Below are 24,616 nucleotides of genomic sequence, written 5' to 3' on the forward strand. Positions count from 1 at the left end.
AAGCCTAGCGGCTCCGATCCTTCCCGCGATCCGGGGGCGGTGTACCCGGTGAGGAAGGCGGGGCGGACGCCCCTTCGAGCGCGGCCCCGATCTTGATCCGGTCGGCGACAAGCTGGCGAGTGGATTCCCCGACCGTGTTGACCATGCGCGCGCTTTCGCCGCGCTCGCGCGCCTTCTGCATGGCGTCGTCGACGATCGTCTGGGCGGGCGCGAGACGTGGGTCGGCGTGGTTCTTCTCGGCCGTGTTCTTCAGGAACAGCTCGGCGAGCCGCTCCTGGCCTGGCGAAGCCCCAGGCGGCAGGATCGGCCGCTCCAGCGAGCGAACGGCGCGCTGGAGCTGCGCTGGCTGCTGCGAATTGATCTGGACGCCGAGAGCCGCGCCGATCTCGCGGACGCGCTCAAGCGGAGTCTGCTGCGGGGTGATGACCGCATCGACCTGACGCACGCCAAGATAGGTGAGAAGGTGTGACTGGTAGATCGGGCCTTTGGCGTGGCGGACATAGGCCAGCTCGGTGCGGGCGTTGGCGATGACCGGGGAGGGGGCGCCTTCTCGAATGAGGCTGCGTAGCCGGTCGGCCGCCTGCTGGCGGGCGGCCGGGAGATAGCGATCCAGTTCCTCGCGGGCCTTGGTCAGCGTCACCCGGTAGCGCTGCCCTTCGGGCGGCGCACGTTGAGGCAGCAAGGCTATCCCGGCGGGACCGATCCGCGCTTCGGGCGCAAGGTCGCGACGGATCGCCGCCTCGGCGAGCACCGCGGCCATAGGCCGATGATCGCCGGTGAGGAAGCCATGCCGGGACGCGTCCATCCACGCGGTCTTGTCGATCGAGGCGATCCTGATGGGATGGCCGGCATCGCGGGCGAGCTGCGCCGCGTGGTGGCGCATCGTCCGCCCGTTTCCCTCGCGGAAAGGGTGGATGGCATTGATCTCGTTGATGTGGTTGCCGAGCCGGTCGAAAAACTCGTCGCGGGCGAGGCCCTTCAGCGCATCGCCCGCCCGCGTATCGGCAAACCGCTTATCGAGCTCGCGCGCGATGTAAGGCACGTGCGCGAAACTGGAGCCGCCCTTGGCGATATTGACGGTGCGATCCTGACCCGCCCAGTCGTAAAGGTCCTGGAAGAGGTGCCGATGTAGGGCGCGATAGCCGTCCGCCGTCGCTGGAAAGGTGAGGCGCGCGGCTTCTGCGCCGCGCGCCAAGGTCAACCTCCGCTCGGCCTCCATGAGGGTCTTGTCGTCCGTGATCCCAAGCCGGTTCCGGAGCGTGTCGGTCCCCGGATAGGTGTAGGGATCGTCTGCCAAGGTCAGGCCGCGATCTGGTGGGTTCCTGGCTTGTAGAGGCCGAGGATGATGGACGGCATGAGCGAAGGGGGAACACCCTCATCGAGCATCATGGCGAACATGGCATCCTCGTCGCCGGTCGGCGTCATGTCCTCGATGACGAGGTTGGCGCGCGCCTCTGCTACGTCCTCGCGCCAGAGCGCGATCTGCTCGGGGGTGCCACGCTCAAAGTCCATGGAGCGGATGCGCTCGCGCAGCGTGTCGAGATTGATCTGGGCCATCGCGTCATCCTTTCGCCGTTAACCCTACGCGCTCCCCCGCGATTTCTCAACAAATCACGTTGGCGCAGGTCCGTTTCGGCACGGTTGATCCGCGCTCAATCGAGCGCGGATCGCTACGCCACAGGCGTTAGTATTCGCTGGCCAGCATGATCGTCAGCACCCGTTTAGTCTGCTCGGGATTCCACGGAGCGTCACTGCCGTAGGTGAGGCTCGTGTCGTAGCAGTCGATCTTCCAGAACACCGTCTGCACAACCGCCTTTGCATCGTCCGGACGGTCCTGCGTCCACGCGCCGGTTGCGAGCTTATAGATCGCGCCGAAATCGTGCTCGCCATGAGGGTCGTTGTTGCCATCGAACTTCGTGAACCGGGTGATCGCGACCAACGCGGCGAAACGGTCCAGCTCGGGGAGGGCCTGGAATCCCATCGTAACGTTGGCGAGGCTCGCGAGGCCAGGGTGGGTACGCGCCGCATCGTTGAGACGCCGGATGGTGTCGATCTGCTCGGGGGTCGGCATGGGTGATCCTCCTTGTTGGCATGGGCCGCAAGGCCGTTCGGCCTCACGGCCCTGCCTGTCCGGCGAGGACGGGATGGGGAGGGGAACGAGAATCTTGGTAAGCTGGCGCGGGCGAGCCGCCCTAGCGCGGCCGGCACCGACGGGGCCGGGCGCCGCGCTTGGCGGCTTACACGGGCGGCAAGATTGTCGTTCGGGAACGAAAGGGCGGCGCCCTTGGCGTTCCCCGGCGCGGGTCGCCCCGCGCCAGACAAACGGATAAGGTTCGGGAGGGGACTTCGGGGGGAAGCGCGAATGTCGAACTGGGCGGAGCGGGCGTCGGCGTCGTTGCTACCGCTCAGCCGCGCGAGCACCCTTGGCGCCGCGCTCAAGGAGTGGACCTATACGGGGCGCTTCTTCGACCTCGAAGCGGCGGACGGCACCTGCGAGCTGTGCGGGCAGCAGGAGCTTCGCTACCATTTCGAGATCCAGAACGACGGCACGTCCGCGTCGTTGCTGGTCGGCTCCGAGTGCATCAAGCGCTTCGAGATCGCCGGCATTGACGAGCAAGGGCGACGGCTCGATGCACGCGATACGGGAAAGCTGGTGGACCGTCACCGCCGCGGCCTGGTGGAGGACGCGCGCAAGCAACGCGTCATGACCGCGCTGCTCAAGCTCGGTCGCAAGGCACCCGACTTCGACGCGCAGAACTTCATCGCCTTCGTCGACGACAAAGGTGCGTTCACCCCCAACCAGGTGGCGATGATCTTCTGGCGGCTCGGCTCGGCCGGGGTGGAGTATCGCCCGGCCGACTGGAAGGTGCGGCTGCGCCGCGACAGCGATATCGGCCAGCTCCGAACGATGAAGCCGGCCGCTTTCAAGCGAGTCATGGCGGCGCTCACCGCGGCGCAGCGGCGCCGGATCGACGAAATCGAGGCTCGCTTAGCTCAGTATGGGCAGCGCTGGCGCGAGTGATGTGCCGCCCGCGGTGCGGACCGTGATTTTCTGCTTTCGTTCCGCTCGGCCCTGACTCATAGAATCGTCATGCCGATCATGCCGGAACATCGCTGGCTGTACCCGATCGACTGGCCCGAGCTGTCCAGGCTGATCCGGTTCGGCCGCGCTAAAGGCCGCTGCGAGCATTGCCGACGGCCGCACGGTGCGCGCGTCTTCCATCTTGGCGATGGTCGCTGGTGGGATGCCGATCGCCGACAGTGGCGCGACGGGCGGGGACGGCGCATCCGTGTCGTCGGGGCAGACGTCGCCGCGATCGTCCGGCTCACGCGGGTGTATATCGCCTGCGCGCACCTCAATCACGACCCGACCGACAATGCGCCGCGCAATCTCGCCGCGCTCTGCCAGCGCTGCCACATGATCCACGACGCGGCCGAGCATCGCCGGCGCCGGTGGTACAACGCCTATCGCAGGCGTGCGCTGGGCGATCTTTTGGCTCTGCTCGATGGGCTGCCGACGATCGGGGCGGGGCAGGGTGTGCCACGTGGCACACCTGCGCGTCACACCGCCTAAGCCCCCCATTCACTCGAACCGCGGTAAGGGAGAAGGCCTATCGCTCTATGATATATCTGCTATGCTGGATATATGGAAAACGAGTTAGCGATCGCGGCACTGGGGGCGTTGGCGCAGGGCACGCGCCTCGACGTGTTTCGTCTGCTGGTGCGGCACGAGCCTGACGGGTTGGCTGCAGGCGAGATCGCCCGCCGGCTGGATGTGCCGCAGAACACGATGTCGGCGCACCTTGGTATTCTGGCCCGTGCCGGCCTCGTTCGCTCCGAACGGCACAGCCGGTCGATCATCTACCGCGCCGACCTCGACGGGCTGCGCGCGCTAACGCTGTTCCTCGTCAAGGATTGCTGTGCCGGCAACGCCGAATTGTGCGGGCCGCTCATCGCCGAACTCGCTCCCTGCTGCTGAAAGGACGCCCCATGAGCCGGACTGACTCGGTCGTCGACATCGTCATCTACCACAATCCCGAGTGCGGCACGTCGCGCAACGCGCTCGCCATGATCCGCAATGCCGGCATCGAGCCGCACGTGGTCGAATATCTGAAGACCCCGCCGTCGCGCGCGCTGCTGGTCGAGCTGATTGAGCGGGCGGGCATCTCGCCGCGCGAGCTGCTGCGCGAGAAAGGCACGCCCTATGCGGAGCTGGGGCTCGGCGACACCACACTGTCCGACGAGGCGCTGGTGGACGCGATGATGGCGCACCCGATCCTCATCAACCGCCCGCTGGTCGTCTCACCCTTGGGCGTGAAGCTCTGCCGCCCGTCCGAAGCCGTCCTCGATCTGTTGCCGAGCGGGCAGCTCGGCGCGTTCGCCAAGGAGGACGGCGAACAGGTGGTGGACGCGTCCGGCGAGCGGGTCGGCTGAGCCCATGTCGACGATCGCCCCTGTCGCCGGACCTGCGCCGGCGCGCGCCGGCATCGGCACCTTCGAGCGCTACCTGACGCTCTGGGTGGCGCTCTGCATCGTTGCCGGCATCGGCTTGGGGCACCTTTTGCCCGGCCTGTTCGCGCGCGTTGCCTCGGCCGAGGTAGCGCGCGTCAACCTCATCGTCGCGGTGCTGATCTGGCTGATGATCGTACCGATGCTGCTCAAGATCGACTTCGGCGCGCTCGGGTCGGTCCGCCAGCATTGGAAGGGGGTGGGCGTCACACTGTTCATCAACTGGGCGGTGAAGCCCTTCTCGATGGCAGCGCTTGGCACATTGTTCATCGGTTGGCTGTTCGCGCCGCTTCTGCCCGCAGGGGAGGGGCCGTCCTACATCGCTGGCCTGATCCTGCTCGCTGCGGCACCGTGCACGGCCATGGTGTTCGTGTGGTCGAACCTGTGCGAGGGCGAGCCGACCTACACGCTGTCCCAGGTCGCGCTGAACGACGTCATCATGGTGTTCCTGTTCGCGCCGCTCGTCGGGCTGCTGCTCGGCGTCGCTTCGGTGACGGTGCCGTGGGACACGCTGCTGATCTCGGTGATGCTCTACATCGTCGTGCCGGTCATCGCCGCCCAGCTCGTGCGCCGTGTCGTGCTGACGAACGGCGGACAAGCCGCGCTCGACCGGCTGCTCGGTCGCTTGGGGCCGGTGTCGCTCGTCTCGCTGCTGGCGACGCTCGTCCTGCTGTTCGGCTTCCAGGGTGAGGCGATCGTGGCGCAGCCGTTGGTGATCGCACTGCTTGCGGTGCCGATCCTCATCCAAGTCTATTTCAATGCAGGTCTAGCCTACTGGCTCTCGCGCCGCTTCGGCGTTGCCTGGTGCGTGGCGGCGCCTGCGGCGCTGATCGGCGCATCCAACTTCTTCGAATTGGCCGTGGCGGCCGCGATCTCGCTGTTCGGGCTCAAGTCGGGCGCGGCGCTGGCCACGGTCGTCGGCGTGCTGGTCGAGGTGCCCGTGATGCTGTCGGTCGTCTCGATCGTGAAAGCATCCCGGGGCTGGTACGAGCGCGGGGCGCACGCATGACCGGCCTCCGCGTCACGTGTCTCGCGCCGGGCGAGCTGGATGATCTGGCCGGCGCGCTGGCAGCCGCCAAGCTGCCGACCGCCGATCTCGCCGAACCCGGCCGCGCCTTCGTCCGCTTCGACGACGACGCTGGGTTGGTCGGGTTCGGCGGGATCGAGGGCGAAGGGTCGGACCGCCTGCTCCGCTCGCTGGTGGTCTTGGCCGATCGCCGGGGCGCCGGCATCGGCGGTGCGATGCTGGCGCTGCTCGAGGGCGAGGCGCGCCGGCTCGGCGCCGAGCGGCTCCACCTTCTGACCGACACCGCGGCGCCATTTTTCCGGGTGAACGGCTATGCAGAGGCCGATCGCGCTGGGCGCCGCCTGCGGTTGCCGCCTCGCGCGAGTTCACCGCGCTCTGCCCGGCGTCGGCCACCTTTCTCGTGAAAGCTCTTTGATGCCGCTTCGTACGCTCACCGAGCCCGACCTCCTGCCGGCACTCGATCCAGCCTATATCCGCGCGCGGCCCGCCACAGGGCTCGGGCCGCTTGATCCGGCACCTCGGATACTCCTGCTCTACGGCAGCTTGCGTGAGCGCTCCTTCTCGCGGCTCGCCACGGAGGAAGCGGCACGCCTGCTGCAGTTATTCGGCGCGGAAACGCGGATCTTCGATCCCTCGACACTGCCGCTCCCCGACCAAGTGGCCGGAGACGATCACCCGGCCGTCCATGAGCTGCGCGAACTGGCGCTGTGGTCCGAGGGCCAAGTCTGGTGCAGCCCGGAACGTCACGGCCAGATCACCGGCATCATGAAAGCGCAGATCGATCACCTGCCGCTCGAGATGAAGGGCATGCGCCCGACCCAGGGCCGTACGCTCGCGGTGATGCAGGTGTCTGGCGGATCGCAGTCGTTCAACGCCGTCAACACGCTGCGGCTGCTCGGCCGCTGGATGCGGATGTTCACGATCCCGAACCAGTCGTCGGTCGCGATGGCCTACAAGGAGTTCGACGAGGCCGGACGCATGAAGCCGTCGAGCTATTATGACCGCATCGTCGACGTGATGGAGGAGCTGGTCCGCTTCACGGTCCTGCTACGGCCACACGCGACGCAGCTCGTAGAACGCTACTCGGAGCGCAAACAGGCCGGCGTGCCGGTCGACACGACGACGGACCTGTCGAGCATCGCGACCGCGCCACAAGGCCGCTGGCGGTGAGCCGCACCACCCGATCGGCAAGGAAGTCGCCACGGCGCCGCCCGACCTCGTGTCGGGCGGCGCGACGCGGACCTGAAAGAGCAGCCGGCGCGCCAGCCCGCCAGGGCTGGCGCGCCGGGGCGACGGGCCGCCTTGCGCTCGTCAGGAGAGGAAAGGGGGTCCGATTATCACCGGACCCCCAGCTTTGCTGTTCAGGCCGTTTCCTCGTCGATCATGCCCTCCTGCTCGCTGCCGTCCTCGTCCATGTCGGCGTCGCATTCCTCCGGCTCGCGCTCCGCTCGGTCAAAGGCACCGATCCGCAGCGGGGCGGGAAGCCAATGGGCGGGCAACCGCTCGGACACGTTCACGGCAAGGTCCGCCTTCTTCTTGATGGTGGCGCAATTCTCGGCACTCGACGCGCCCACTTCCTCGCGCAACAGGTCGATCATCGCAGCACGGCGCATCTTGTCGAACAGGCCGATGGGGGCGGTCCAGCGCGACGCGATGTTCACGCCGCTCGCGCGCACGATCTGCTCGAATTGGTGGTGGCGCTGGCCGGGGGAGCCGCCCGCGAACACCGTGCCGTCCACCGTCATCGCGACAAGCCCGGCCAGCAACGCCATCTTGTCGTCGCTGCCCATGGCACGGATCGCCTCGAACCGGCCTTCGGCGGGAATGGCGGCGAAACGGGTCGCCATCATGTCCTCCACGGCAAGAACGTCGCTCGTCGCCATCAACTCTTGCGCCACGTCGGTCGCGACGGCCTTGGCCTGAACCTCGATCGCCATCTGGTGGCTGTGCGCGCCGTGGAGCAACTGGCCCGCGAGGCTGTCGAGCACGATGTCGAGTGCCAGCGCCGGGTCGGCCGCGACCGCCTCCTGCACGACCCGTGTCTTAATGCGCGTGAGGTCGGCGAACAGGCTGTTGCTGTAAAGCGGGACGGGACCGTCGTGGTTCGCCTTCGGTTTCGGCTCGGCCTTGGCGCGGTAGAAGCTCTTGCCCAGTGATCCGTCATGCGACACCCAAAGGGCCACGCCGCCCACCGCAACCTGCTCGCGATTAAAGGCGCGCAAGCCTTCGGTGATCGCGTCGCGCTCGTCCGATAGCGGGTCGATCCGCTCGCTGTCCTCGCCCTCGGCCTCTGCGATGGCCTCGATCTCGGCGTCGATCGCGGTAAGCCTCGTCGCCTCGTCGTGGGTCGGCTCGCGCGTCGCCGGGTACATGCTGCCCTTCATATAGAGGTCGTAAGGGCGTTCGAGCGCCGCACGGACTTCGTGCCACCCGATAGCGCGATATTCGTCCGCGAGTGCGTCCAGCTTCTCTTCTGCCAGTTCTCGCACAAGCTCGGGATCGTCCGCAAAGCCTTCGGCCCCTTGGCTGAACAGGTCGACCGTGATCGTACCGCCTTTGGCCTCGTAAGCCTCCCGCCCGACGAACAGGAACGGGCCGCTGGTGGTGTCCACCTTCTCGGTGGTGAGCATCCGGCGGATAGTGTGCGCGTGGCCGTTCGCGGCCTTCCAGACCTTCATCTGCTGGCTGTGATCGTCGGTGAGGGTGAGCGCACGTGCGGCCTCAAGGCTCAACTGATCCTTGGCGATCAGGTCGATCAGCGCCGGGGCAAGCGCAGACAGGCGGAGCATCTTGTAGACGAAGCTGACCGCCTGACCGAACCGGGCCGCAATCTCCTCGGCGTCCATGCCCGTGTCGCGGAGCGCGGCGAAGGCGCGGATGCTGTCGGCAGGGTGCATGTCCTCGCGCTGGAAATTCTCGGCGAGCGACAGTTCGATGGCTTCTTCCTTGGTCCGCAACTCAACCGGGAAGGTGTCGCTGCTTTTGATCCGCTTGCGCTTCACCAAGATTTTGAGCGCGCGGTAACGCCGCCCTCCGGCAAAAACCCACAACAGCCCCTCGTCCTCATAGGCGACAAGGTTCTGCAACAGCCCGTGCGCTTCGATGTCGTCGGCCATCGCCTCGACGGCGGACGGCTTCACGCGGCGCTGGTTGAGCGGGGAAAGGCGAAGCTGGGCGAGCTTGGGATGGATGATAGCCATGATGATGCTCCGTGATCTGGATGGATTTGACTGGGAGGGGGTCAGCCTTCGAGGCTCGCGAGTTCGTCGAACTCGGCCGAGGCGCGCTTCGCGCTGCCGCCTGCGTAGGTGACGCCGGTGCGCGGATAGAAGAACACGCGCTCGCCCTTGCGGTACGGGGTGCCGTCGGCGCTGGTGCCGGGGGACTTCGCGCGCTTCCAATAGGGATCGCCGGTGTATCGGGTGTAAGCCATTGTCCTTTCTCCTTCTTTCGAGGCGCAGCCGGTTGCCGCTGCAACCGGGTCTGCCTCTCCGGCGAGGAGCGGGATGGGGAGGGAGGAGCGAAATCGATGGCCTGGCGCGGGCAGGCCGCCCTAGCGCGGCCGGCGCCCCACAAGGGCGCCGGGTGCCGCGCTCGGCGGACCACACGGGGCTGTCGATTTTGCTTCGGGAACGAAAGGGCAGCAGCCCTTGGTGTTCCCCGCGCCAGCGGGCCTCCGGGGGAGGGCCGCGGTGCCCTGCCAGCGACGTCCGCGCCGCTGGGCGCGGCCATAGGTGTGCCACGTGGTACACCTTACGCGAGGATCGTCACCCGCTCAGGGCCGAGACGCCGGCACGGTGGCTCGGTCGGCGCAACGCGCCGATAGAGCCGTGCCCGGCAGGGTCGCGCCCGACCGGGATCGTTCTCCCGAAAAGCGCTTTGCACTGGGCAGGTTGCTCAGCAAAACAGCGCGCTGCCCTTGGACGGGTGGGAACTGACCAGGCGAGAACGAATGACCCCGATCGAGAGGATCTATTGCACATCGCGGATCATCCACGGCGATTTGAGTTCGGCAGATGGTGAACTGTCAGGTCAGCTCGGTCCTGCGGGCACGTGGGTTCCGTTCATCAAAACGGCCCTGATGGCGCTCGGGAACCTTGCCGATTTGGAAGGACCGATGCGCTTCATATACCGGGACGCACCAGAACTCGCCGACCAGATGAAAGCGATCGACGCCGACCTTCAGTTTGCGAAATACCTCCGCAATGTCTTCGGGGGTCATCTCAACGAGGCGCTGATCGCCAAAGCCTATGAGTGGCGGCCCGAGCTGCGGATGCTCCCCGATATTCGCGAGCTGAACGGCACCGTGATGCTCAACGTGTTTGTGCTCGAGACAGCGATCAACACCTATGTCGCGCAGGATGGCCAGCACGGCATGTTCTCATCCGAAACGGATCTTGTGTACCCGCCCGATATGGAGCGGTTCTGCACGTGGCTTTCCACCACAGTTCGGGCCGCCATTCGGATTTGCGACATGCTCGGCGAGATCACCCATGTCTCAGTAACGCCGCTGGGCGAGCGAGCCGATATGTTCGAGGCGTATAAGGCTGCCGGGCTGACCGCCTTCGCTCGGATCAGGAAGGGCCGGTAAGGCTCGCTCACCCTGTGCTGCACGTCGCGAGACGACAAGAAAAGGCGCGCGCCGGTGCCGCGAAGCGAAGCCGGCGCGCGCGCATAGGAGCCTGGAGCGACCCTCGGGGTCGCTCCAGACCGTTCCCTAGTCGGCGTCACCATCGTTGATGGCATCGCACGCGGCTTGGCAGGCTTCGCGGCTGTCATAGGGGCCGATATGCGGGGTGTTGTTGTCGTCGACGCCCCACCAGCCCTTGTCGACATGCCGCCCGCTGTCCCGCATCAACAAGCGGGTCCCGCCACCAATGTGGATCGGATCGAGTGTACCTTTGATCGACATATGCTTCGTCCTTCTATGCCCGTGATTGGGCGCACAGAACCGCGCGAGACCCGCGAATTGGGCGTCGCTCTACCGACCGAAAGCATCCGGTCGGCGCGGTTCGATGATTGATTTACAAGTGTCGATTTCGCGCACGCCCGGGACGGTCGGGAGAACAGGAACGCGGCCCGTTTCACGAAAGATCGGGGCCGCGTATCCATCACGCTGCGACCGACATCGCCGCGTTGCTCATCCGGCTGAGCAGCCAGTCCGCGGCGGCCTGCGCTTGCGTCGCGGCGGTGAAGATGCACCTTTTGTCGTTGCGGAGCGCCTGCAGCCAGCTCGCCAGATAGGCCGCGTGATCTTCCCGGTCGTGGAGCTTGATGCCGATCGCGCCGCTGACGAATGCCGCACCCAGCTCGGCCACCAGTTCCTCGCGGGCGTAATCCTCCCGCTTCGTGGAAATGAGGGTGGGGCGGGCGAGCCGGTCCACGTGGCCGGTTGCTTGGCAAAGCTCATGGGCAAGCGTCGAATAATAGTCGTCCCCGGTGTGGAAGTCGGCGAACTCGGGCATGACGACGTGATCGCCGCTCGGCTGATAATAAGGCTGCGATCCGTGGTGCCGGACGGTGACGGGAACGCGGGCAAAGAGGGTGTCCAGCTCCGCGTCGCGTTCGTGGGGATTGGTCGCGGTTAGGATTGGCGCGGGAGCCGGATACTTCGCCTCGATGCCGTCGATCTGCTCGGCATTGAAGACGGTGTAGCGCTTGAGGAATGCTACCTGCCGCTTGCCATCGTCGCTCGCTTCTCCGCTCCTGTCGGCGTCCACCTCGATCGTGTTGGCATAAACGACGGTTGAGCCCTTCTCGCCCTTGCGGACGCACCCGCCGAGCGCGAGCGCCTGCTTGAAGGTCAGCCGATGCGGCGAGGCATAGCCCTTTGTCATGGCCGCTACCCAAAGGGTCAGGACGTTGATGCCGCGATAGGGAACGCCGGTCGAGCGCAGCGGGATGTTGGGGGCGGTGCTGCCGTTCCACGATTTCGACCAAGGCCGGGTGCCCGCCTCGATCATGGCGATCATCTGGTCGGTGATCTCTTGGTAGATGTCAGCTCGGTTGTCGGTGATCCGTGCCATGGTCTCTTCCTTTCCCTCGAGGCTGAAAGCCGGTCGCAACAGCAACCGGCTCTGCCTTTCCGGCGAGGAACGGGATGGGGAGGGAGGGCGAGAATCTGGTCCCTGGCGCGGGCGAGCCGCCCTAGCGCGGCCGACGCCCCGAAGGGCTTCGGGTGCCGCGCTTGGCGGATTACACGGGGAGCCTGATTGTCGTTCGGGAACGAAAGGGCAGCCGCCCTTGGTGTTCCCCGCGCCGGCGGGCCTCCGGGGGAGGGCCGCGGCGCCAGCGAGCCTGTGCCGGGCCAACGGCCCGTCCTCGGACCCGTGACATGGCCTTGGCAGCGGGCGTGCTTTGCGCGATCTGTTGATGGATGATCGGCACAACGCCGTGGCGGAGCGACAGCGCGTGACCAGCATTCGTATCCTGCACCGCGACCCAACCGGCAAGGTCTTTGACGGGGGCGTCGAGTATGGGGTGGAGCAGTTTGCCGGCCAAGTGCCCGCGATCGGCGACACGATCCTCGATCCCGGCGTGATCGCGGGTCAGGATCGGAACGATCCGCAAAATCGATCGATCTGGACGGTCGTCGGCCGTGTGTTCAACCCGAGGGACCGGGAAGACACGGTGGCACTGATCGTGGAGAGTCGGGACGGCAACCTCGCCGACGAAGCCTTCGCGTGAAATTCACGGCCGAGGGGGAGGTCGTTGCGGCTCCCCCCTGCGGTTACTCGGTTGATACGCCATGGGTATGCCCTGAGTGACGTCTACATGGGCACTGGCTATGCTTTGCAGGGCCGCTGCGGCTCCCGGCCGGAGCCCTGAGAGGCGCTCCCCCGGGCGCCCTTGGCGCCTCACGGGGGCGGCGCTGGGGGCTCCCCCTCAAACTTGAACCCCCTACGCGCGAGGGGCATATCCGCCGGGAGAAAGGAATAGCCCCATGGCGGCCAAGAAGCAAACTGACAGCAGCTCCGATCTGCGAACGAACGAGAAGAAGTGGACCAAGCCGCTGATGGATGCGGGTTGGACGGCGCTGCCGAGCGTCATCATCGAGAACCAGCGTCAGCTTGGCCTCGAACCGCTCGATCTCAACATCGTGCTGTATCTGGCGAGCAAATGGTGGACGGCGGAAGGGAAACCTTACCCGTCCAAAAGCACCATGGCGCAAGCCATGAACGTCCACCCGCGCACGATCCAGAAGCACATCGCCAGTCTGGAGGCTGCCGGATACATCCGGCGCGAAGAGCGCCGGACCGACCAGGGAAGCCGGACGAACATTTACCATCTCGACGGACTGATCGAGGCGGCCAAACCCTTTGCGGATGAGAAGCTCGCGGAGATCAAGGAGAAGTCCGAGATCAAGAAGATCCGCCAGAACCGCAAAGGGGCTCCCAAGCTGCGCCTGGTCAAGGATGATGACGCGTGAATGCACACATTCAGGAAGCGCCACCTCGGGTGGCGCCGCGCCTGAAGGGTGCGCCGAAGATCCGTCAGCTCTTCTGGTGCGATTTCCCGCAGGACGCGCAGCTACCGGAGTTCTGGAAGCGGCGGCCGGTGATCGTGATTTCGTATCGGAACACGCTGCATGGAGCGGTGACGGTGATCCCGTGTTCAACGCAGGCGCAGCCAGGCAATCGGTGGGCAGTTCCGCTCCAGACCACGATTGACGGACGCGCGGCGTTCGCGATCTGCGACAAGATGACCACGGTAGCGGTCAGCCGGCTCGTGCCAGACAAGGGCGGCATAGTGCGGATGACGGAAGCCGAGTTTGACGGCATCCTTCGGGTGGCACTCGCCTGGCTGCCTGTGCCGTCGACGCCCGCGCCGGAGGCCTGACAGGCCTCCCTGGGGGCGATTAGATATTAGTTGAATCTTCAGTAGCGGGTTCTATATCGGGAGGCATCTGCGGCCTCCCCCTCGGGGAGTGTCCGTTTCCCGCGAGGGAACTAAACGGTCGGGGCCGCCTCAAAAGGGCGGCCCTTGGCTCATCTGCGTCGGATATAACCCGTTATCTAGGACGCTACCGCACCACATGCTCGAAGGCCGGCCGATCACGATGCCAGCCGATACCCGCGCCCGGATCGTAGCGGATCAGCAAGGCCTGGACGAGATCGTCGACCGGCAACTGGGCGAGGGTGGCGGCGCGATTGCGGATGGGCAGCAGCCAATCGGGTAGCGGCTCGCCCTGCTCAAGCCGTCCCGTGTCGAAGTCATATCGCCAGCCATAGGAACTGGTCAGCCGCTTGCCGGTCCAGCCCTGGAAGCGGAACGGCGCCAGCGCCGTCGCGTCGATGGCCCCGATCAGCATCCGCTCCTCGGCCTCGCTGACGAGATCGTCCTGCGACGCGAGCCCGGGCAGCGCCGGGGTATCGAACAGGTCCGCCATGGCCATCAGGCCGCGCTCTCGTCGGCTTGTGCTTGCGCCGGCGGCTCCCAGCCGAACACGCTGCGACCACCGAACGCGTGCGATTGGCTGCGCTCCTCCGCGATCAGCGCTTCGACCGATGGGCCCGTCGCGTTGGCTTCCAGCCGTCTCGCCTGCTGGTCGAGGCGCCCGATCGCCGCCAGCTTCTCGTCCTGGCCGAGCTTCGCGGCCGCGACCGCCTCCTTCATGACCGCGATCGTTCGGTCATAGACGCGGGTCGGGACGGGGTAGGGATGACGGTCCTTGCCGCCATGGGCGAGGCTGAAGCGGGCAGGGTCGCTGAACCGACAAGGCGTGCCATGAACCACCTCCGCGACCATCGCGAGCGAACGGACGGTGCGCGCGCCGATGCCCGGCACCAGCAGCAGCTCGGCGAAGTCCTCAGGCCCACGATCGGCGGCAGCGGCGAGCGCGCCATGCAGTCGACGCTCGACCACGTCCTCGGCCCGGACCTCATGATGGTCGGGCATGACGAGGTGCGGCAGCATCGCTTGCGCGGCCGGCGCAGGTGCCTTGCCGCGGGCGGGTTCGAGCCGGGCAAGCTCGCGCACGATGCCGTCGGGTCCCGCGTCCCGGAGCAGATCGAGCTGGCGTTCGCGCGAGACGGCGGCGCGGCGATCGGTCAGGTTGACGATCCTGCCCTGATTGGCGCCCTCGACCGCGGCATGGGGGGCGTCGACGAAGCTCTCCAGTCCCTCGGAGAGCCAGTGATAGCGGCGCGCCTGCTTCCGGCCGTCGTTCATGCCCTGCTGCACCACCACCCAGCGCCCGTCGTCAGCGACGATGAAGCCGTGAAGATAGAGGTCGAACCCATCCTGCACCGCGGCGCTGTCTACCTTCGCGACCAGCCGACTGGAACGGGCGAGCGCATCGCCATCGAGGCCGACGCGCTCACCCACCGCGACAAGCTCGGCCGGCGTCGCGCGGCTGTGTCGCCCGCGACCGCCGCAGACGTGCAGGCCGAGCTCGCTCGAGAGAGGGAGAAGGCCGCGCTTGAGCGCGCCGAGCACGCTGGTCGTGATCCCCGACGAGTGCCAGTCCATGCCCATCACCGCGCCGAACGACTGGAACCAGAAAGGGTGGGCGAGCCGGCGCAGCAGCTCGTCGCGGCCATATTCGAGCACGATCGCTTGCGCGATCACCGCGCCGAGCCGGGTCATGCGCTGGCCAAGCCAGGCGGGTACGCGCCCGCCATGGAGCGGCAGATCGGCGCTTCCCGACCGCCGGCCCATCAGCGAGCCTCCACCATCATCGAAGCGCCGCGTGAGTCCGGTCCCGCGCCAAATAGGGGCAGGGCCGGCCCGTCGTCGCGCACGGGTGCCTCGAAGTTGGAGACGGTCACCCCGACCAAGCGGATGCCGGTTTCGGGCGGGTAGATCGAGCGGACGAGGTCAAGGCTCGTACGGTGAAGCTGATCCCGATCGGTCACCGCGCCTGCATGGCTGCGGCTGCGGGTGATCTGGCGGAAGTCCTGGAACTTGATCTTGACGGTGACCGTGCGGCCAAAGGCCTGGGCCTTCTCGCACCAGTTCCAGACATCGTCCGCCATGCGCAGTACGCCGGTCTCGATCTCGGCCGGCTCGGTCAGGTCGCGGTCGAACGTGGTTTCCGAGCCCGACGACTTGCGAGCGCGGTTCGGGTTGACCGGGCGATGATCCTCGCCGCGGGCGATCGCATGGTACCAGCCGGCCGAACTGCCGAAATGTTCTTCGAGGAAGGCAAGCGACTTCGCACGGAGATCCGCCCCAGTCTCGATACCGAGCCGCTTCATCTTGGCTGCGGTGACGGGTCCCACGCCATGGAAGCGCGCGACGGGCAATGTCTCGACCCAGGCCCCGCCCATGTCGGGCGTGACGGCGAACTGGCCGTTGGGCTTGCGGTGGTCCGACGCGAGCTTGGCCAGGAACTTGTTGTAGCTGATGCCGGCCGACGCAGTCAGGCCGGTCTCCTCGAGGATGCGCGCCCGGATGGCCTTGGCGGTGGCCCAGGCCGTCGGTAGCCCGGCACGGTTGCCGGTCACGTCGAGATAGGCCTCGTCGAGCGAGAGCGGCTGGATGAGGTCGGTGTATTCGGCGAAGATTGCATGGATCTCCCGCGACACGGCCTTGTAGACGTCGAAGCGCGGCGGCACGAAGACGAGGTCGGGACAACGCCGAAGGGCCGTGACCGAGGGCAGGGCTGATCGCACCCCGAACGCCCGCGCCTCGTAGCTGGCCGCCGCGACGACGCCGCGCGCCGCCGCATAGCCGACGGCGACCGGCCGCCCGCGCAGGGCCGGATCGTCGCGCTGTTCCACGGACGCGAAGAAGGCATCCATGTCGACATGGATGATCTTGCGAGTCGAACGGCCTTCCATCGCCGGCCAGCTTAGCAGCGCGCGAACGAACGAGGAACATGTGATCTGCGGCGCCGCTTCAGGACCATTCTACCCCTGAGCGACGGAACGGCATCGGCAACGCTTCGCTGTACGAACCTGCGGGCGTCACGGTCCGCCAGGGAGCGTCCCACATGGCCGACGAGAATGTAGCGATCCTGTACCGGATGATCCTGCCGGACCACACCTGTCCGTTTGGCGTACGCGCCAAGGAGATGCTGGAAGAGGCGGGGTTCGAGGTCGACGATCGCATCCTGGCCTCGCGCGAGGAGGTGGACGCCTTCGAGGAGGAGCAGGGCGTCGATACGACGCCGCAGGTGTTCATCGATGGCGAGCGCATCGGCGGGAGCGACGATCTCGGACGGTATCTCGCGGCATGAGCCGGGCGGCGGTTCGCGCTCGCGAGGCCGGCCTCTCACCTCTGGCCGCTGCTTCGATCGTGGCGGCCGCGATGGGGGCCAGCGCGCTGCTCGGACGTCGCAACGCGCCTGACCCATCCCACCCGAACATCCGGCGCTGGTACAAGCGGCTCGACAAGCCCGCCTTCACGCCGCCCGATCCCGTGTTCGGGGCTGTCTGGCCGATCGTGGAGAGCGGGCTGGCGATCGGCGGCTATCGACTGCTCCGCCGCCGGCCAAGCGGCAATCGCAACCTGGGCGTGGCGTTGTGGCTGCTCAGCACCGGCATGATCGGCGGCTGGACCGAGCTTTTCTTCCGCAAGCGCGAGCTTGGCGTCAGCGCGCTCGCATCCGGCGCCATGATCGCGACGGGAGCGGGCTATGTCGCCGCGGCGGCGAGGGTCGATCGGCCGGCGGCGGCGCTCGGCCTACCCTTCGTCGGCTGGCTCGGCTTTGCGACCCTGCTTGCCGAGCAAGTGTGGCAGCGCAATTCGAATCCGGACGTCCCCGCGTCCTGACCAGGGCTTTGCGTGCTCACCCGGTCGCGTCTGGCGTCGTCGGACGCTAGGTGAAGCCGATGGCACGCAATCGTTACTATCAGGGACCGCCGACCGACCATTTCGACGGCGTCCGCTTCTTCAACCCGGGACAGCCATCCACCGATCGCGGCCTCACCGCCATGCTGCGCTGGAAGCTGGCTGGCGGAGCCGCCAAGTGGCCGGTGTCGGTGCCGGTCACCCCGGCCAAGCCGGAGGCGCGGGTCGCAGGCCTCCGGATCATCATGGTCGGGCATGCCTCGCTGCTGATCCAAGCGGCGGGCAGGAACATCCTGACCGATCCGGTCTGGTCCGAGCGCGCCAGTCCCTTCGCCTTCGCCGGGCCGAAGCGGGTGACCGCGCCGGGGATCGCGTTCGAGGACCTGCCGCCGATCGATGCCGTGCTCATCAGCCACTGTCATTACGATCACCTCGATGTCGCGACGCTGCGTCGGCTCCAGGCGGATCATGCGCCGCTGATGGCGATGCCGCTCGGCAACGATGCCATCGTCCGCGCTGCTGTTCCTGAGGCACGCTGCATCGTCGGCGACTGGTGGGACCGGATGTCGCTCGGCGAGGGGATCGCGACCACGCTGATGCCAGCTTATCATTGGGCGAACCGCTGGCCGACCGACGTGCGCATGGCCTTGTGGGCCGGGCATCACCTGACCACACCCGCCGGCTCAATCTGGTTCGTGGGCGACACCGGCTACGGTGATGGCGTGATTTTCAGGGAGACGCGCGAGCGGCTCGGTGCGCCGGACGTGGCGCTGATCCCGATCGGTGCCTACGAGCCACGCTGGTTCATGAGCGCGCAGCACGTCAACCCGGCGGAGGCGGTCCGCATCTTCAAGGACGTGGATGCCGGCCAGGCGCTCGGCATCCACTTTGGCACGTTCCAGCTCACCGACGAGGCGCGCGACGCACCGCGTCTGGCGCTCGCCTCCGCGCTGTCGGCAGCCGGCCTGCCGCCACGGCGCTTCATGGCGGCGCAGCCCGGCACCGCCTATGACTTCGAGCCCGCGGGCGGCTAGAGCATCTCCAGCGGCACAGGTCCGGGCGGCCGCGGGAACATGTCGTCCAGCCTTGCGATATCGGTGTCGGAGAGGTCCAGGTCCGCCGCCGCGCGATTCTCGCGAACGTGGGGCGCCGATCCCGCCTTGGGAATGGCGATGACCCCATCTCGCGCCAGCAGCCAGGCAAGCGCCACCTGCGCTGGGGTTACGCCACGCTCACGCGCGATGGCGGCGAGCCCGCGATGGGCAAGCAGGCGTTCCTGCTCGACGGGGCTGTAGGCCATTACCGGCATGCGTCGCTCGGCAAGCCATGGGATCAGGTCGTGCTCGGGCCCGCGGCGGGTCAGATTGTAGAGGATCTGGTCAGTCTGGCATCGCTCACCACCGGCGGCGACCAGCTCTTCCATGTCTTTGGCATCGAGATTGCTGACGCCCCAACGGACGATCTTGCCGGCAGCGACCAGCCGCTCCATCGCCTCCACCGTCTCAGCCAGTGGCACGCCGTCGCGCCAGTGCAGCAGGTAGAGGTCGAGCCGGTCGGTGCCGAGCCGCTCGAGGCTCGCGTCGCACGCGCGCGGCAAGCGCTTGGCGGAGGCGTTCTGGGGAAAGGCCTTGCTGACGAGAAAGATGCGGTCGCGCATGCCGGCGATCGCCTCGCCGACGAGCCGCTCGGACTCGCCGTTGGCGTACATCTCGGCCGTGTCGATCAGGCTGAGGCCGAGCTCGACGCCTTCGCGAAGCGCGGCGATCTCTTGGCGGCGGCGGCTCGGATCCTCGGCCATCATCCAGGTGCCTTGACCCAGCGCGGGGACGGCCGTGCCGTCGGGGAAGCGGATCGTCTTCATGGGCGCATAACGTGCCACCCGGCCTGTCGGACCATCTGCCGCCGCCCGTCGTTGGGCGAACGGAGGTGTCGATGAACGAGGATGACGAACGCTGGATGCGCCGGGCGATCGAGATCGCCCGCTCAAAGGGCTCGGACCCGTCTACCTCGCCGCTCGGCTCGGTAATTGTCCTCGACGGCCGCGAGATCGCAGGCGAGCGCAACCAGACCCAGGAACTGCCCGACGCCACCGCGCATGCCGAGATGATGGCCATCCGCCGCGCCTGCGAGGACACGGGCGAGCTCGAGCTGCGCGGAGCGACGCTCTACTCGACGCTCCAGCCCTGCGGCATGTGCACCATGGCTTCGATCTGGTCCAAGGTGGGCCGCGTCGTCTACGGCGCCGGGCGCGGGGACGTGCACCCGATGTATTTCGAGGCGCGGCATGTCGACACGCTGTCCTTCATCGCGGACGCCTATCGCGACGATATCGTGATCGAGGGCGGGTGCCTCCGCGAGGAGTGCGCCGGCCTCTATTACCCACCCGACGCGGACCTGCCGCGAGACGAGCAGGCGAACCTGTGAGCGAGCCCGACACCTTGATGCTGCGCCCGAACGGCTGGGTGCCCAAGAATTCCGCGCTGCCGTTGCTGGTCTATCGCGGCGTCGTGCCGTTCGGCGACCCGGATGCGATCGAGGCGACGCTGCATCGGAACGACTGGCGTCCGGACTGGCGCGACGGCGTCTATCCCTACCACCACTACCACTCGACGGCGCACGAAGCATTGGCCTGCACTAACGGCTCGGCCGAGCTGATGCTGGGCGGCGAGGGCGGCCGGCAGGTGCGGATCGAGGTGGGCGATCTTCTGGTGCTGCCGGCGGGCACCGGGCATTGCCGGATCAAGGCCAGCGGCGACTTCCTGCTGGTCGGTGCCTATCCGCAAGGGCAGGACTGGGATGTCTGCCGGACGGCAGCGGACGGGGCGACGCTTGCGCGCATTGCGGCCGTGCCGCTTCCGAAGGGCGATCCGATCGAAGGAACGGAAGGCCCGCTCACGCGGCTGTGGAGCAGCAAGGCATGATCGACATCAACAGTGCATCGGCGGACGAGATCGACGCGGTGCCGCAGCTGAAGGGGCACGGGTTCGAGATCGTCCGCTACCGCGAGGAGCGCGGACGGTTTGAGGCGCTGCGTCAGCTCGAGGAGGTGCCCGGCATGGCGGGCAAGACGGCCGGGCTGGAGGACGACATCCGCTTCGGCTGACCTCAGCCGCGCGCCTCGACTGCGATCAGCGGGTCCCCCGACCCACCGTCCGCGAGCAGATGCGCCTGCACATTATGGAAGCCGGCATTTTCCAGGTAGAGCCGGATGAGTGCTGCCTGGCCATTCACGTCGAGCGCGCGCCAAATCGCGACTGCCTTGGTCGGAAAGCACCGGTTCGAGAAGCTGGCGATTGCCACGCCCTCCGGCTTCAGCACCCGCCGGATTTCGCGAAACACCGCCAGCGGCTGCTGGAGATATTGCACGCCGACGCACACCAGTACCGCGTCGAATGCCTCGTCCGGCTCCGGCAGGACAGCATCCCGGTTGAGGTCCTGAACGAACCATCGGCCGAGGCGCGGATTGGCGGCGAGCTCCTCCGCGTTCATGCCGTGGCCGACAACCTCGAGAGCCAGGCCGGGCGGCAGGTGGCTGACCCAGCTCGACATGAGGTCGAGGACGCGATCGCCTGGTTTCAACCTCAATGCATAGTGTTTGGTCAGGGCCTCGACTGCCGCCTCATCGATATGTGTGACGAGGCGGGTGGGCGCGTAGAAGTCGAGGTCGGACCCGCCGTCCTGCTTGGCGAACGCCTCGGGCGGCAGACCCAGCGCCTCGGCGTCGCTCATGCCGTGCGCTCGAGGGCTTCGTACCAGTCAGCATAGCGGGTGTTCCGCGCCATCCGCCGGTTCTGGTCAGGCGTGCCGTCGCTCCACCCGACGGGGCCACGCTCGCCAAGCGCGATCTTTGCGTCATTCACCTGCGCGCGAGCCGCCGCGAGTGCGGCGTCATCGTGGGCGCGCAGGGCTGCACCGACCGCGCGGCGAGCGCGCATCAGGTCGGCCGTGAGCGCTCTTCGCTGCTCGGCATCGAGATCAGGATTGGCACGTCGCCAGAGCCGGCCGCGCACGACGATGTAGCGGCCGTCCGGCGTCACCGGCGGCGGGGCTGAAGCTTTGGCGGAGGACCCAGGCTCGAGCGACGACATCAGGGACGAACGAGCAGGCGAAAGGCTGGTTCAGGGGATAGGTGGATCCCTCGTCATGCTCATCTCACTGGCCGCGAGCCGGACCGAACTTGAGCTGCTCCAGACGCGCGGCGAGGATGGAGAAACGCTCCACTCCCTTGCTGTCGCCGGCCTCCCGGAGCGCCACGACCCGCTCGGCGACCCACGCCTTGGCGCGCTCGCCATGAAGCCGCTCGATCGCGATCGCCTCGGCCCATCGTTCCTGGTCCTCGGTCATCGGCATGGACGGCAACATACCCGGAACGCATCATTTGGCCACGCCCAATCGATTTGGCACAGCCGGAGAGCTGGATCAGATGCCGATGTCGAAGGGCTTGGTCCGCGCCGGCTCGAGATCGAGACCCTTCTCCGGCTTAGCGTCGCGCGTCGATTGCCGCGCTGGCTCGGGGCTTGCAGGGCGAACCTTGCCACTGGTCTCCAGCGCGGACGTCTTTCCGCCGGCATTGCGGGCGAGCTGGCGTTCGAGCCGGACGGCATTGTCGACGACGAGCGTCAGCGAGTCTCGGAGCCGGGTGACGGTCACCAGGAAGGTCTGCTGGTTGACCAGCTTGGTGTCGCAGGTCTCCATGACGGCGATCCCGCGATCGGACGTCAGACCCTGCGCCATATGGGCGTTGAGCGCGTAGGCGAGATCGAGGCGCTGCAGCATCGGGTCGTTGCGAGGCAGCGCGACGGTCTGACCGCGTGATGTTTCTACGAGCACCTGATGCTCGTCGATCGACAGGATCTTGGCCTGGTCGGCGTTGAAAAGTCCTCGCTGATGGTCATTGGCCGTCCACCGAATGCGGTCCTTCTCATGCAGCTGCAGCTGCTTCGGCTGGTAAAGCTGCAACGGGCTCTCGCCCGCGCGGATGCGTAGCTTCTCCGGGCGAAGCGTACGCTCCTTTCCGCCGGACAGCCGCAGCGAGACCGTACCTTCGCGGTGGTCGATCGCCTCGACCACGGCCCGAGCGCGCGGCAGCTTCTGGCTCGCCTGAGCGCGGCTGATCTCCACGATCATGCCCTGCTCATAGCTTTGTGGGCGGCGCAGTTCCTCGTCGGTAACGCTGACCCGTTCGAGCACGGTAAGCTCGACGCTCCCTGGCCCAACCTCTCCGCGGGTGATCAGACCCGACTGCACGGCCTGGTTCACCTCGCCCCGCAATCGACGCCCCGAAGCGTAGATCGCGGTTCTCTCGCGCGCACCAGGGTCGAGGGCGAGCCACCGCTCGGCTGCCTCGGCACTGCCGCGCCCCGGAGCTTCGACGGTGAAAGGGGCAAGTGCTTCCATCGCGCGATCGATTGCACCGATCTGCGCGGCGGTAGCGGCCACCTTGATGGCATCGCCCCGCGCGCGCAGGTTCTGGCTCATCTGCGCGGTCGGGGCGCCGGCCTGCTGCATGACGGAGAAGGGCTTGCCCGCGTCGACGGCCCCGAGCTGACGGGCGTCGCCGACGAACGCCATGCGGCCGACCCCGATCAGATTGGCGAGGCGGACGAGTTTCAGCTGGTCGTGGTTGGACAGCATCGAGGCTTCATCGACCAGGATCGCGGCGCCGCCGAGTTGACGGCGCGCGTCGGCTACCGCGCTGCCATCGGGGGCAGGTCCGAGCAGCTTGTCATGTGCCTTGAGGAAGCGGGCCACGGTCATCGAGCCGATGCCGGTTTCCCGCTGCAGCATCTGGACCAGTGTGTTCTGGACGGCGAGGCCGACGACCTCATGGCCGCTCTGTCGAATGATCTCGGCCGCGGGTGCCAGCATGCTGCTCTTGCCAGCACCCGCCACGCCCTGGATCGCGACGATGCGGTCCGAGGACGCCAGGATCATCGCGCCCGCGGCGGCCTGACCGGGGTTCAGAACGATCTTCGACCGTGCTTCCGCGACAGCTGCCAACCGTCCGAGTGCCTGCTCCTGCGCCACATAGGCAAGGCCGGCGCCGCGGCCTGCGTCAACCTCGCCGAGAATACGACGCTCGGTATTTAGCGCGCCCGCCGTCGTCATCATGTCGGCGCGCCGTCCGCGACCCTCGACCAGCTGACCGCCCCGCGTCAGAACCTCGACACGGCGTTCCACAGTGTCGATCGTCACGGGCAAGCCCGTGTCGAGTGCAGCCCTGTAAATGTCTGTCTTCGGGAATGCCGCTTCGCGCTGCTCGAGGTGGCGAAGCGCCGAGGCGACCGCATGCGCGGCGGCCGCGTTCCCGGGCCCACGCAGATGGCCGTCGCCTGGCAGATAGGGGTCGCTCGGCGACAGCCCCAGCCGTTCCCGGAGCACGCCGATCACCGCCGATGCGCGATCGCCGATGCTGCCCACCGCCTGCGTCAGCCTTGCCCACCCTGTCGGGATCTCCTGCTGCCGCGCATCCGCTGCCGCGATCATGGTGGCCAAGTCGAGGCCAGCTTCCGTGGCGCTCGCACGCCAGGCAGCATGGAGCGCCTGCCGATCCACGACAGGAGCCTTGTCGGGCCGCGTCATGAGCGTCGCCGCGGCGAACGCCTCCGGCGTGCGGGCACCCATCTCGGCGACCTTGGCGAGGATCTGCTGACGTCGTGTGCTGAATGCCATGACGAGATTGCGGCCGATCCCGGCCGCTTCGAAATTGCCGTGCTTGGAACGGTCGCCGACCTCGTAGCCGAGAGCCTCGACCCGCTCGCGGAAGCCCGTCATCGCGATCGAGTTGAGGAGCGTGTTGAGCGACCAGAGTTTCTCGTTGTGGAGGGCGCGCCACTTGCCGTCGGGTCCTTGCGTCACGTTGGCGATCACGGCGTGCAGATGCGCCTGCGGGTCCTGCGCGCGGCTGGTGTCGTGCTCGAACAGCGCGGCGACGAGATTAGCTGTGCCGACGACCTTCTCGCGCCCTTTCACCTCCATTCGCGTTTCCGCGGCGTTGGTCTCGGCCCAGCGGAGCGTGTCCTTCACCGCTGCCCGGTAAGCCTCCAGAATGCGCCGGTCGCCGCCGACCAGGGCAAGCAGCGACCAGCTCTTGGGCAGCGAAAAGGTGAGGTCGATGCCGGCACGGTGCCGGTCGTCGGTCCCGACCTGGCTGCCGTCGGGCAAGCGCCCCTGAAGAAGCGCCTCGAACTGTGCCGCATCGACCTTGCCCCCGAGCCCGAGCGCCGCTGCGCCCCTGCCGAACCACTCGCCCGTCGCCTCCGGCTCGCCAGCGCTGTAATAATTGTCGGCGGCGAAATAGCCGGCCGCCCCCTTGGCCGAGCGGACGCTCGCGACCGAGAGCAT

At 67.2% G+C, this 24,616-nt stretch carries 32 protein-coding genes; 17 read left to right on the plus strand and 15 right to left on the minus strand.

The genetic code is table 11. From position 1 onward, the window contains the following. Nucleotides 1–4 precede the first annotated feature (4 nt). From J2Y58_RS15950 to J2Y58_RS15960, 3 genes are all read right to left on the minus strand, one after another. Nucleotides 5–1,297, minus strand: coding sequence for a Fic family protein (locus J2Y58_RS15950; protein ID WP_041043232.1), 1,293 nt, complete (start codon nt 1,295–1,297; stop codon nt 5–7). 2 nt (nt 1,298–1,299) lie between these two features. Further along, nucleotides 1,300–1,557 carry a hypothetical protein gene (locus J2Y58_RS15955; protein WP_041043231.1) on the minus strand — a complete coding sequence of 86 codons (258 nt, stop codon included), beginning with the start codon at nt 1,555–1,557 and terminating at the stop codon, nt 1,300–1,302. Nucleotides 1,558–1,684: 127 nt separating this feature from the next. Next, nucleotides 1,685–2,071, minus strand: a complete 387-nt coding sequence (locus J2Y58_RS15960) for a DUF3768 domain-containing protein (RefSeq protein WP_041043230.1) — start codon at nt 2,069–2,071, stop codon at nt 1,685–1,687. A 213-nt stretch (nt 2,072–2,284) separates the two neighbouring features. Between J2Y58_RS15960 and J2Y58_RS15965 the strand changes: the two genes are divergently transcribed. The 7 genes from J2Y58_RS15965 to arsH all read left to right on the plus strand — a co-directional run bounded on the left by J2Y58_RS15965 (nt 2,285) and on the right by arsH (nt 6,706). After that, nucleotides 2,285–3,022, plus strand: coding sequence for a hypothetical protein (locus J2Y58_RS15965; protein WP_310105129.1), 738 nt, complete (start codon nt 2,285–2,287; stop codon nt 3,020–3,022). 69 nt (nt 3,023–3,091) lie between these two features. Further along, on the plus strand, nt 3,092–3,574 hold the full coding sequence (locus J2Y58_RS15970; RefSeq protein WP_058733677.1) for a hypothetical protein: 483 nt from the start codon (nt 3,092–3,094) through the stop codon (nt 3,572–3,574). 72 nt (nt 3,575–3,646) lie between these two features. Further along, nucleotides 3,647–3,979 carry a helix-turn-helix transcriptional regulator gene (locus J2Y58_RS15975; protein ID WP_041043227.1) on the plus strand — a complete coding sequence of 111 codons (333 nt, stop codon included), beginning with the start codon at nt 3,647–3,649 and terminating at the stop codon, nt 3,977–3,979. Nucleotides 3,980–3,990: 11 nt separating this feature from the next. After that, entirely contained in the window at nt 3,991–4,434 is a 444-nt protein-coding gene (gene arsC / locus J2Y58_RS15980) for an arsenate reductase (glutaredoxin) (protein WP_058733678.1), read from the plus strand. Nucleotides 4,435–4,438: 4 nt separating this feature from the next. Then, the gene (gene arsB / locus J2Y58_RS15985; protein WP_058733679.1) at nt 4,439–5,518 is read left to right on the plus strand and encodes an ACR3 family arsenite efflux transporter; all 1,080 of its coding nucleotides are present in this window, start codon (nt 4,439–4,441) and stop codon (nt 5,516–5,518) included. Next, nucleotides 5,515–5,940, plus strand: coding sequence for a GNAT family N-acetyltransferase (locus J2Y58_RS15990; RefSeq protein ID WP_310105135.1), 426 nt, complete (start codon nt 5,515–5,517; stop codon nt 5,938–5,940). Before arsB ends, J2Y58_RS15990 begins: the two co-directional genes overlap by 4 nt. Nucleotides 5,941–5,950: 10 nt before the next feature. Next, the gene (gene arsH / locus J2Y58_RS15995; RefSeq protein WP_310105271.1) at nt 5,951–6,706 is read left to right on the plus strand and encodes an arsenical resistance protein ArsH; all 756 of its coding nucleotides are present in this window, start codon (nt 5,951–5,953) and stop codon (nt 6,704–6,706) included. Nucleotides 6,707–6,897: 191 nt separating this feature from the next. Here the strand turns inward: arsH and J2Y58_RS16000 are convergent, their stop codons facing one another. Beyond that, the gene (locus J2Y58_RS16000; protein WP_085809873.1) at nt 6,898–8,736 is read right to left on the minus strand and encodes a ParB/RepB/Spo0J family partition protein; all 1,839 of its coding nucleotides are present in this window, start codon (nt 8,734–8,736) and stop codon (nt 6,898–6,900) included. Between the two features lie 41 nt (nt 8,737–8,777). Next, nucleotides 8,778–8,969: a hypothetical protein gene (locus tag J2Y58_RS16005; protein WP_071838556.1), complete on the minus strand. Its 192-nt coding sequence runs from the start codon at nt 8,967–8,969 to the stop codon at nt 8,778–8,780. Nucleotides 8,970–9,488: 519 nt separating this feature from the next. Here J2Y58_RS16005 and J2Y58_RS16010 point away from each other — a divergent pair. Next, nucleotides 9,489–10,127 (plus strand): hypothetical protein, encoded by a 639-nt coding sequence (locus J2Y58_RS16010; RefSeq protein WP_310105142.1) that lies wholly within the window; start codon nt 9,489–9,491, stop codon nt 10,125–10,127. Nucleotides 10,128–10,253: 126 nt separating this feature from the next. Here the strand turns inward: J2Y58_RS16010 and J2Y58_RS16015 are convergent, their stop codons facing one another. Together J2Y58_RS16015 and J2Y58_RS16020 are read right to left on the minus strand one after the other, a co-directional pair. Continuing rightward, nucleotides 10,254–10,448 carry a hypothetical protein gene (locus tag J2Y58_RS16015; protein WP_310105144.1) on the minus strand — a complete coding sequence of 65 codons (195 nt, stop codon included), beginning with the start codon at nt 10,446–10,448 and terminating at the stop codon, nt 10,254–10,256. A 199-nt stretch (nt 10,449–10,647) separates the two neighbouring features. Next, nucleotides 10,648–11,562 (minus strand): zincin-like metallopeptidase domain-containing protein, encoded by a 915-nt coding sequence (locus J2Y58_RS16020; RefSeq protein ID WP_310105146.1) that lies wholly within the window; start codon nt 11,560–11,562, stop codon nt 10,648–10,650. Nucleotides 11,563–11,893: 331 nt separating this feature from the next. Between J2Y58_RS16020 and J2Y58_RS16025 the strand changes: the two genes are divergently transcribed. The 3 genes from J2Y58_RS16025 (at nt 11,894) to J2Y58_RS16035 (ending at nt 13,375) form a co-directional block, all read left to right on the plus strand. Then, nucleotides 11,894–12,223, plus strand: coding sequence for a hypothetical protein (locus J2Y58_RS16025; RefSeq protein ID WP_236116209.1), 330 nt, complete (start codon nt 11,894–11,896; stop codon nt 12,221–12,223). 256 nt (nt 12,224–12,479) lie between these two features. Next, a complete protein-coding gene (locus tag J2Y58_RS16030) occupies nt 12,480–12,965 on the plus strand; it encodes a helix-turn-helix domain-containing protein (RefSeq protein WP_041043290.1) in 486 nt (161 codons plus the stop codon). Next, nucleotides 12,962–13,375: a type II toxin-antitoxin system PemK/MazF family toxin gene (locus J2Y58_RS16035; RefSeq protein ID WP_229664690.1), complete on the plus strand. Its 414-nt coding sequence runs from the start codon at nt 12,962–12,964 to the stop codon at nt 13,373–13,375. Before J2Y58_RS16030 ends, J2Y58_RS16035 begins: the two co-directional genes overlap by 4 nt. 184 nt (nt 13,376–13,559) lie before the next feature. On the opposite strand, the gene J2Y58_RS16040 is transcribed toward J2Y58_RS16035, so the two are convergent. From J2Y58_RS16040 to dinB, 3 genes are read right to left on the minus strand one after another with little or no spacing between them, the layout of a single operon-like run. Beyond that, the gene (locus tag J2Y58_RS16040; protein ID WP_310105152.1) at nt 13,560–13,931 is read right to left on the minus strand and encodes a hypothetical protein; all 372 of its coding nucleotides are present in this window, start codon (nt 13,929–13,931) and stop codon (nt 13,560–13,562) included. Then, nucleotides 13,931–15,196: a DUF763 domain-containing protein gene (locus J2Y58_RS16045; RefSeq protein ID WP_310105156.1), complete on the minus strand. Its 1,266-nt coding sequence runs from the start codon at nt 15,194–15,196 to the stop codon at nt 13,931–13,933. The genes J2Y58_RS16040 and J2Y58_RS16045 overlap by 1 nt, the downstream gene beginning before the upstream one ends. Further along, complete coding sequence (gene dinB / locus J2Y58_RS16050; protein ID WP_310105159.1) at nt 15,196–16,320, minus strand: DNA polymerase IV; 1,125 nt, start codon at nt 16,318–16,320, stop codon at nt 15,196–15,198. Before dinB ends, J2Y58_RS16045 begins: the two co-directional genes overlap by 1 nt. A 152-nt stretch (nt 16,321–16,472) precedes the next feature. Here dinB and J2Y58_RS16055 point away from each other — a divergent pair, with 152 nt between their 5' ends. The 3 genes from J2Y58_RS16055 (at nt 16,473) to J2Y58_RS16065 (ending at nt 18,306) form a co-directional block, all read left to right on the plus strand. Beyond that, a complete protein-coding gene (locus J2Y58_RS16055) occupies nt 16,473–16,718 on the plus strand; it encodes a glutaredoxin domain-containing protein (protein ID WP_310105162.1) in 246 nt (81 codons plus the stop codon). A gap of 71 nt (nt 16,719–16,789) precedes the next feature. Continuing rightward, complete coding sequence (locus J2Y58_RS16060; RefSeq protein WP_310105166.1) at nt 16,790–17,254, plus strand: TspO/MBR family protein; 465 nt, start codon at nt 16,790–16,792, stop codon at nt 17,252–17,254. Between the two features lie 59 nt (nt 17,255–17,313). Next, the gene (locus J2Y58_RS16065; protein WP_310105169.1) at nt 17,314–18,306 is read left to right on the plus strand and encodes an MBL fold metallo-hydrolase; all 993 of its coding nucleotides are present in this window, start codon (nt 17,314–17,316) and stop codon (nt 18,304–18,306) included. On the opposite strand, the gene J2Y58_RS16070 is transcribed toward J2Y58_RS16065, so the two are convergent. After that, nucleotides 18,303–19,133 carry an aldo/keto reductase gene (locus J2Y58_RS16070; RefSeq protein WP_310105172.1) on the minus strand — a complete coding sequence of 277 codons (831 nt, stop codon included), beginning with the start codon at nt 19,131–19,133 and terminating at the stop codon, nt 18,303–18,305. The two genes, J2Y58_RS16065 and J2Y58_RS16070, sit on opposite strands and share 4 nt — an antisense overlap. A 71-nt stretch (nt 19,134–19,204) precedes the next feature. Between J2Y58_RS16070 and J2Y58_RS16075 the strand changes: the two genes are divergently transcribed. Genes J2Y58_RS16075 through J2Y58_RS16085 form a run of 3 tightly spaced genes read left to right on the plus strand, consistent with a single transcriptional unit; the run spans nt 19,205 to nt 20,375 of the window. Continuing rightward, on the plus strand, nt 19,205–19,696 hold the full coding sequence (locus tag J2Y58_RS16075; RefSeq protein ID WP_310105174.1) for a nucleoside deaminase: 492 nt from the start codon (nt 19,205–19,207) through the stop codon (nt 19,694–19,696). Continuing rightward, nucleotides 19,693–20,193 (plus strand): cupin, encoded by a 501-nt coding sequence (locus tag J2Y58_RS16080; protein ID WP_310105177.1) that lies wholly within the window; start codon nt 19,693–19,695, stop codon nt 20,191–20,193. Before J2Y58_RS16075 ends, J2Y58_RS16080 begins: the two co-directional genes overlap by 4 nt. Beyond that, the gene (locus J2Y58_RS16085; protein ID WP_310105180.1) at nt 20,190–20,375 is read left to right on the plus strand and encodes a helix-hairpin-helix domain-containing protein; all 186 of its coding nucleotides are present in this window, start codon (nt 20,190–20,192) and stop codon (nt 20,373–20,375) included. The genes J2Y58_RS16080 and J2Y58_RS16085 overlap by 4 nt, the downstream gene beginning before the upstream one ends. Before the next feature lie 2 nt (nt 20,376–20,377). Here the strand turns inward: J2Y58_RS16085 and J2Y58_RS16090 are convergent, their stop codons facing one another. From J2Y58_RS16090 to mobF, 4 genes are all read right to left on the minus strand, one after another. Beyond that, nucleotides 20,378–21,001, minus strand: a complete 624-nt coding sequence (locus J2Y58_RS16090; RefSeq protein WP_310105183.1) for a methyltransferase domain-containing protein — start codon at nt 20,999–21,001, stop codon at nt 20,378–20,380. Next, nucleotides 20,998–21,360, minus strand: a complete 363-nt coding sequence (locus J2Y58_RS16095) for a hypothetical protein (protein ID WP_310105185.1) — start codon at nt 21,358–21,360, stop codon at nt 20,998–21,000. Before J2Y58_RS16095 ends, J2Y58_RS16090 begins: the two co-directional genes overlap by 4 nt. 64 nt (nt 21,361–21,424) lie before the next feature. Then, nucleotides 21,425–21,622 (minus strand): DUF6961 family protein, encoded by a 198-nt coding sequence (locus J2Y58_RS16100; RefSeq protein WP_188660969.1) that lies wholly within the window; start codon nt 21,620–21,622, stop codon nt 21,425–21,427. 69 nt (nt 21,623–21,691) lie between these two features. After that, on the minus strand, nt 21,692–24,616 hold the full coding sequence (gene mobF / locus J2Y58_RS16105; protein ID WP_310105191.1) for a MobF family relaxase: 2,925 nt from the start codon (nt 24,614–24,616) through the stop codon (nt 21,692–21,694).

The sequence above is a fragment of the Sphingomonas sp. BE138 genome (genome assembly GCF_031456125.1).
Classification (GTDB): Bacteria; Pseudomonadota; Alphaproteobacteria; order Sphingomonadales; family Sphingomonadaceae; genus Sphingomonas.

What these genes read in the sequence shown, in the direction of transcription:
- J2Y58_RS16060 (WP_310105166.1), top strand. Translation starts at nt 16,790, where the DNA reads ATGGGGGCCAGCGCGCTGCTCGGACGTCGCAACGCGCCTGACCCATCC.
- J2Y58_RS16040 (WP_310105152.1), bottom strand. Translation starts at nt 13,931, where the DNA reads ATGGCCATGGCGGACCTGTTCGATACCCCGGCGCTGCCCGGGCTCGCG.
- J2Y58_RS16085 (WP_310105180.1), top strand. Translation starts at nt 20,190, where the DNA reads ATGATCGACATCAACAGTGCATCGGCGGACGAGATCGACGCGGTGCCG.
- J2Y58_RS16055 (WP_310105162.1), top strand. Translation starts at nt 16,473, where the DNA reads ATGGCCGACGAGAATGTAGCGATCCTGTACCGGATGATCCTGCCGGAC.
- J2Y58_RS15955 (WP_041043231.1), bottom strand. Translation starts at nt 1,557, where the DNA reads ATGGCCCAGATCAATCTCGACACGCTGCGCGAGCGCATCCGCTCCATG.
- J2Y58_RS16075 (WP_310105174.1), top strand. Translation starts at nt 19,205, where the DNA reads ATGAACGAGGATGACGAACGCTGGATGCGCCGGGCGATCGAGATCGCC.
- J2Y58_RS16100 (WP_188660969.1), bottom strand. Translation starts at nt 21,622, where the DNA reads ATGCCGATGACCGAGGACCAGGAACGATGGGCCGAGGCGATCGCGATC.
- dinB (WP_310105159.1), bottom strand. Translation starts at nt 16,320, where the DNA reads ATGGAAGGCCGTTCGACTCGCAAGATCATCCATGTCGACATGGATGCC.
- mobF (WP_310105191.1), bottom strand. Translation starts at nt 24,616, where the DNA reads ATGCTCTCGGTCGCGAGCGTCCGCTCGGCCAAGGGGGCGGCCGGCTAT.
- J2Y58_RS16030 (WP_041043290.1), top strand. Translation starts at nt 12,480, where the DNA reads ATGGCGGCCAAGAAGCAAACTGACAGCAGCTCCGATCTGCGAACGAAC.
- J2Y58_RS16020 (WP_310105146.1), bottom strand. Translation starts at nt 11,562, where the DNA reads ATGGCACGGATCACCGACAACCGAGCTGACATCTACCAAGAGATCACC.
- J2Y58_RS16010 (WP_310105142.1), top strand. Translation starts at nt 9,489, where the DNA reads ATGACCCCGATCGAGAGGATCTATTGCACATCGCGGATCATCCACGGC.
- J2Y58_RS16000 (WP_085809873.1), bottom strand. Translation starts at nt 8,736, where the DNA reads ATGGCTATCATCCATCCCAAGCTCGCCCAGCTTCGCCTTTCCCCGCTC.
- J2Y58_RS15975 (WP_041043227.1), top strand. Translation starts at nt 3,647, where the DNA reads ATGGAAAACGAGTTAGCGATCGCGGCACTGGGGGCGTTGGCGCAGGGC.
- arsB (WP_058733679.1), top strand. Translation starts at nt 4,439, where the DNA reads ATGTCGACGATCGCCCCTGTCGCCGGACCTGCGCCGGCGCGCGCCGGC.
- J2Y58_RS16070 (WP_310105172.1), bottom strand. Translation starts at nt 19,133, where the DNA reads ATGAAGACGATCCGCTTCCCCGACGGCACGGCCGTCCCCGCGCTGGGT.
- J2Y58_RS16045 (WP_310105156.1), bottom strand. Translation starts at nt 15,196, where the DNA reads ATGGGCCGGCGGTCGGGAAGCGCCGATCTGCCGCTCCATGGCGGGCGC.
- arsC (WP_058733678.1), top strand. Translation starts at nt 3,991, where the DNA reads ATGAGCCGGACTGACTCGGTCGTCGACATCGTCATCTACCACAATCCC.
- J2Y58_RS16090 (WP_310105183.1), bottom strand. Translation starts at nt 21,001, where the DNA reads ATGAGCGACGCCGAGGCGCTGGGTCTGCCGCCCGAGGCGTTCGCCAAG.
- J2Y58_RS15970 (WP_058733677.1), top strand. Translation starts at nt 3,092, where the DNA reads ATGCCGATCATGCCGGAACATCGCTGGCTGTACCCGATCGACTGGCCC.
- J2Y58_RS15960 (WP_041043230.1), bottom strand. Translation starts at nt 2,071, where the DNA reads ATGCCGACCCCCGAGCAGATCGACACCATCCGGCGTCTCAACGATGCG.
- J2Y58_RS15990 (WP_310105135.1), top strand. Translation starts at nt 5,515, where the DNA reads ATGACCGGCCTCCGCGTCACGTGTCTCGCGCCGGGCGAGCTGGATGAT.
- J2Y58_RS16095 (WP_310105185.1), bottom strand. Translation starts at nt 21,360, where the DNA reads ATGTCGTCGCTCGAGCCTGGGTCCTCCGCCAAAGCTTCAGCCCCGCCG.
- J2Y58_RS16065 (WP_310105169.1), top strand. Translation starts at nt 17,314, where the DNA reads ATGGCACGCAATCGTTACTATCAGGGACCGCCGACCGACCATTTCGAC.
- arsH (WP_310105271.1), top strand. Translation starts at nt 5,951, where the DNA reads ATGCCGCTTCGTACGCTCACCGAGCCCGACCTCCTGCCGGCACTCGAT.
- J2Y58_RS16015 (WP_310105144.1), bottom strand. Translation starts at nt 10,448, where the DNA reads ATGTCGATCAAAGGTACACTCGATCCGATCCACATTGGTGGCGGGACC.
- J2Y58_RS16005 (WP_071838556.1), bottom strand. Translation starts at nt 8,969, where the DNA reads ATGGCTTACACCCGATACACCGGCGATCCCTATTGGAAGCGCGCGAAG.